The sequence below is a fragment of the Streptomyces lucensis JCM 4490 genome, assembly GCF_014650035.1.
Taxonomy (GTDB): domain Bacteria; phylum Actinomycetota; class Actinomycetes; order Streptomycetales; family Streptomycetaceae; genus Streptomyces; species Streptomyces lucensis.
The window spans coordinates 1-5205 of sequence record NZ_BMUE01000037.1 but is presented as its reverse complement, the minus strand read 5'-3'; the positions used below and the strand labels follow the sequence as shown (position 1 = coordinate 5205).

The 5205-nt window shown below is 69.4% G+C and carries 1 protein-coding gene; it reads right to left on the bottom strand.

What is annotated here, in order from left to right; genetic code table 11:
• On the bottom strand, positions 1-5205 hold a 5205-nt coding region (locus IE177_RS34450; RefSeq protein ID WP_190019430.1), incomplete at both ends, for a type I polyketide synthase.

Sequence of the window (5205 nt, the reverse complement as noted above, 5' to 3'; positions counted from 1 at the left end):
CGAGGGCGAGGTCGCATTCGCCGTTGCGCAGGGCTTGTGCGGCCAGGTGCAGGGCCACCAGTGAGGACGAGCACGCCGTGTCGACACTCACCGCCGGACCCTCGAGACCCAGTGCGTAGGCGAGGCGACCAGAGGCGACGCTGTAGGAGCTACCGGTTCCGATGTATCCCTCGAACCCCTTGGGGATGTCGTGGTGGAAGCGGCTGCCGTAGTCGCCGTACATGATGCCGGTGAAGACGCCGGTGCGGGTGCCGCGCAGGGTGGTGGGGTCGAGTCCGGCGCGTTCGAGGGTTTCCCAGGCGGTTTCCAGTAGCAGGCGTTGTTGGGGGTCGGTGGCGAGGGCTTCTCGGGGGCTCATGCCGAAGAAGTCGGCGTCGAAGTGGTGGGCGTTGTGGAGGAAGCCGCCGTGACGGGTGTAGCTGGTGCCGGGGTGGTCGGGGTCGGGGTGGTAGAGGTTGTCCAGGTTCCAGCCGCGGCTGGTGGGGAAGGGGCTGATGGCGTCGGTGCCGTCGGCCACGAGGTGCCACAGCTCCTCGGGCGTGGTGACACCACCCGGGTAGCGGCAGGCCATACCCACGACGACGACCGGATCGTCGTCGATGTCCGCCCGTGCCCGAGGCACCTCGGCGGCCGCACGGTGCCCTGACGCGTCATGCGACGCCATGAGCTGGGCATGGAGGTGCAGGGCGAGGTGGTGAGGCGTCGGGTGGTCGAAGACGAGGGTGGCGGGCAGCCGCAGGCCGGTGGCCGCACTCAGCCGGTTGCGGAGATCAACGGCCGTGAGGGAGTCGAGCCCGAGGGCCTGGAAGCTCTGCTGGTTGTTGACGGTGTGGGTGTGCGCGTGTCCGAGCGCGGTGGCCGTGTGACTGGTGATGAGATCGAGTACCGCTCGCTGCTGCTCGCTCTCGGTGAGGGTCACCAGCCGTGCCGCCCAGCGGGAGCCCGCCGCGGCCCTCCGCGTGGGCTTCGGGACGAGCTGATGGAAGACCGCGGGTAGGTGGTCGGCCTGGGCGCGGAGCACGGCCGCGTCTAGCAACGCAGGCACGAGGTGCGGATGCGCGTCGGTAGCCAGTGCCGCGTCGAGGAGATCGAGGGCCCGGTCGGTGGGGAGCGGGCTGATTCCGCTGCGGGTGATGCGGGCGCGGTTGGTGGTGTCGAGGGTGGCGGTGATGGTGCTGGTGTCGGCCCAGGGTCCCCAGGCGAGGCTGGTGGCGGGGAGGCCTTGGGTGTGGCGGTGGTGGGCGAGGGCGTCGAGGAAGGTGTTGGCGGCGGCGTAGTTGGCTTGCCCGGGGTTGCCGAGGGTGCCGGCTGCGGAGGAGTAGAGGACGAATGCGGCCAGGTTGAGGTGCTGGGTTTGTCGGTGGAGGTGCCAGGCGGCGTCGATTTTGGGTTGGAGGACGGTGTGGAGCTGTTCGGAGGTGAGGTTGGTCAGCGTCGCGTCGTCGGTGATGCCGGCGGTGTGGATGACGGCGGTGAGGGGGTGTTCCGCGGGGATGTCTGCCAGGAGGCGGGCGAGCTGGTGGGGGTCGCTGGCGTCGCAGGCCGTGATGGTGACGTGGGCGCTCGACTGGGCAAGCTGTTGCAGCAGTTCGCCGGCTCCGTGAGCGTTGGGTCCCCTTCTGCTGACAAGCAGCAGACGACGTACACCGTGCTCAGCGACGAGGTGACGGGCGACGATCGCGCCCAGCGTGCCGGTTCCACCCGTGATGAGTACCGTGCCGTCCGGGTTCAGCCCGGCACGCCCCGCGCCATCCTCCCCGACGGTCGCTCGGACGAGGCGCGGTACGTGCCACCGTGTGTCACGCCGGACCAGCTGTGTCTCGTCCCCCATCACCATGGAGGCCAGCACATCTCCGGTGCAGCTGCCCTCGTCCAGGTCGACTATGCAGAAACGGCCGGGCTGCTCGGACTGGGCCGACCGCAGGAATCCCCACAGCGTTGAGGCGCCGAGGTCGTGGGGCTGCCCGTACCCCTCCGGCCCCGGTGCGGCGTGCCGTGTCACGAAGACCAGCCGGGTGGATTCCAGCGAGCTGTCGGACAGGAACTCTCGCGTCAGTTCGAGGGCTCGAGAGGTGAGCCGGTGCGCCTCCTGTACGACGTCGGCCTCTTCCCACGAGGTCAAGGAGACGAACAGCACCTGCGGCGCCGGCGTGCCGGAGTCGACGGCGCATCGGAGCTCTGCGAGGCCGGGGAAGACCGAAGCACCAGCGCTCCCGGCATCCACCAGCGAGGAGTCGCCGAGCACTGCCCAGGCGGTCGGCGTCCTCCCGCTGCCGGACGGCTCGGCGAAGGTAGTCCACTCCAACTGGTAAAGCGACGTGCGGCGCGTACGTGCCGAAGCGCCGAGTCGGCCCGCCTGAACAGGACGGCTGGCCAGTGATGAGACCACGGCCAGCGGTACGCCCACACTGTCCGCGATCCGCAGCGACGTCCCGTTCTCCGACCCCGCCGAGAGGTGCACGCGCAAGGCGGTGACGTCGTGGAGGTCCCCGCCCATGAGGACACTGACACCGTTCCACGAGAAGGGCAGCAGGGGCGCGTCGGTGGTGTGGGTGGTGTCGGTGGTGAGGGCGGTGGTGTGGAGGGCGGCGTCGAGGAGGGCGGGGTGGATGGCGTATCCGGTGGTGTCGGTGTCGTCGGGGAGGTGGACTTCGGCGTAGAGGTCGTTTCCTTGTTGCCAGGCTGCTTTGAGGCCTTGGAAGGTGGGACCGTAGGTGAGGCCCAGGTCGGTGAGGCGGTCGTAGAGGTCGGTGGTGTCGAGGGGAGTGGCGTCGACGGGCGGCCAGGTCGTGAGGGGAGCGGCCGCGGCGGGTCGTCGTGTGGGCGTGTCGGAAAGGACGCCGGTCGCATGGAGGTCCCACTCTGCGCCCGGGGCCGCGTCATCCGGCTGCGAGTGAAGTGTCAGCCGCAGCAGGGCTGTGGGCTGCGCTTCCTCGCCCTCGCCGCCGGGCTCCATGGTCAGCCGGAGACGAAGGGCCTTGTCGTCGGCCAGGACCAGCGGGCTTTGCAGAGTGAGTTCTTCGACATGCTCGCTACCGACGTGGTGAGCGGCGTGCAGCACCAGATCGAGGAGTGCGCTGCCGGGAACGACCGTGGTGCCGTGCAGTGTGTGGTCGGCCAGCCATGGGTGGGTGTCCAAGGAGATCCGGCCGGTGAAGACGTGTGCGTTGTCCGGCAGTTCGACGGCTGCGGCGATCAAAGGGTGCGTGATCGGGACCTGGCCGATCCGCGCTGCGCTCGCGTGGGGGGTGGGGGTGTGGTGCAGCCAGTAGGGCTGGTGCTGGAAGGGGTAGGTGGGGAGGTCGACGGTGAGGGGGTGGTGGGGGGCGAAGTATGCAGTCCAGTCGACCGGGGTGCCGTGGGTGTGGGCGGTGGCGAGGGCGGTGAGGAGGGTATGAGCCTCGGGCCGGTCGGGGTGGAGGAGGGCAATGGTGATCGCGTCCGTGGTGGTGCGCGCCAGTGAGGTGAGGGTGCTGTCCGGACCGAGTTCGAGGTAGGTGGTGGTGTTGAGAGCGGTGAGGGTGGTGAGGGTGGGGTGGAAGCGGACGGCCTGGCGGAGTTGGCGGGTCCAGTAGTCCGCAGTCGTGAACTCGTCTCCTGTGGCCGCCTCACCGGTGAGGGTGGAGACGATGGGGATGCGGGGCTGGTGGTAGGTGAGGGTTTCGGCGACGGCGTGGAACTCGTCGAGGACGGGGTCGAGGTGGGGGGAGTGGAAGGCGTGGCTGACGTGCAGGGGTGTGGTCTTGCGGCCCTGTGAGGCGAACAGTCCGGCGATCTCCGCGACGGCGTCGGCGTCGCCGGAGATGACGGTGCTGTTGGGGCTGTTGAGTGCGGCGATGGTGACGCCGGGGTGGCCCTCCAGAGCCGGGAGAACTTCGCTCTCCGTCGCTTGCAGGGCGGTCATGGCGCCGCCTGCCGGCAGGGAGTGGAGGAGGCGGGCGCGGGTGGCGACGAGGGTGCAGGCGTCTTCGAGGCTGAGGACACCGGCTGCATGCGCGGCGGCTAGCTCGCCGATGGAGTGCCCGACGAGGTAGTGCGGAGTGACGCCCAGGTGTTCCAGGAGACGGTAGAGGGCGATCTCCAGGCCGAACAGGGCGGGTTGGGTGTAGAGCGTGCCGTGGAGGAGTCCGGCGTGCTCGGTGCCTTCCTCGGCCCACATGACCTCGCGGAGCGGCACGTCCAGGTGAGGGTCGAGCAGTGCGCAGACTTCGTCGAGGGCTTGCGTGAAGACGGGTTGGGTGGTGTAGAGCTCGCTTCCCATGCCAGGGCGTTGGCTGCCTTGCCCGGCGAACAGGAACGCGGTCTTCCCGCTCCCGGAGACTGACCCCCTCACAACGCCGGGGTGTTCGGTGCCGGTGGCGAGAGCGCCGAGTCCGGCGAGGAAGCCGTCCTGGTCGTCGGCGATGACGGCGGCCCGGTGTTCGAGGTGTGCCCGGGTGGTGGCGAGGGAGAATCCGACGTCAGCGACCGCGAGTTCCCTTTCACCCACAAAGCCCCGCACCCGCGCGGCCTGTTCCCGCAGGGCTTCCTCGGTCCTGGCCGACACCACCCACGCCAGCGGCCCGCCCGGAGGTTCCACCTCGTCGGCTGCCTCGGCAGCAGCCTCGGGTGCCTGCTCCAGGATGATGTGGGCGTTGGTGCCGCTGATGCCGAATGAGGAGATGGCGGCTCTGCGGGGGTGTGTGGTTGTGGGCCAGGGCTGTTGTTGGTGGAGTAGTGCTACGGCTCCGGTGGTCCACTCGATGTGGGGTGACGGTTCGTCGGCGTGCAGGGTTTTCGGTAGTACGCCGTGGTGTATGGCTTGGACCATTTTGATGATGCCGGCGACGCCTGCCGCGGCTTGGGTGTGCCCGATGTTGGACTTGATGGAGCCGAGCCAGAGTGGTTGTTCGGGGGTTCGGTTCTGGCCGTAGGTGGCGAGGAGTGCCTGTGCCTCGATGGGGTCGCCGAGTGTGGTGCCGGTGCCGTGGGCTTCGACGGCGTCGATCTGGTCGGGGGTGAGGTGGGCGTCGGCGAGTGCGGCGCGGATGACCCGCTGCTGCGACGGCCCGTTGGGCGCCGTGAGACCGTTACTGGCGCCGTCCTGGTTGACGGCCGAGCCGCGCAGTACGGCGAGCACCGGGTGACCGTTGCGCCGGGCCTCCGACAGGCGTTCGATGAGGAGGAGGCCGATGCCTTCGCTCCAGCCGGTGCCGTCTGCTGTGG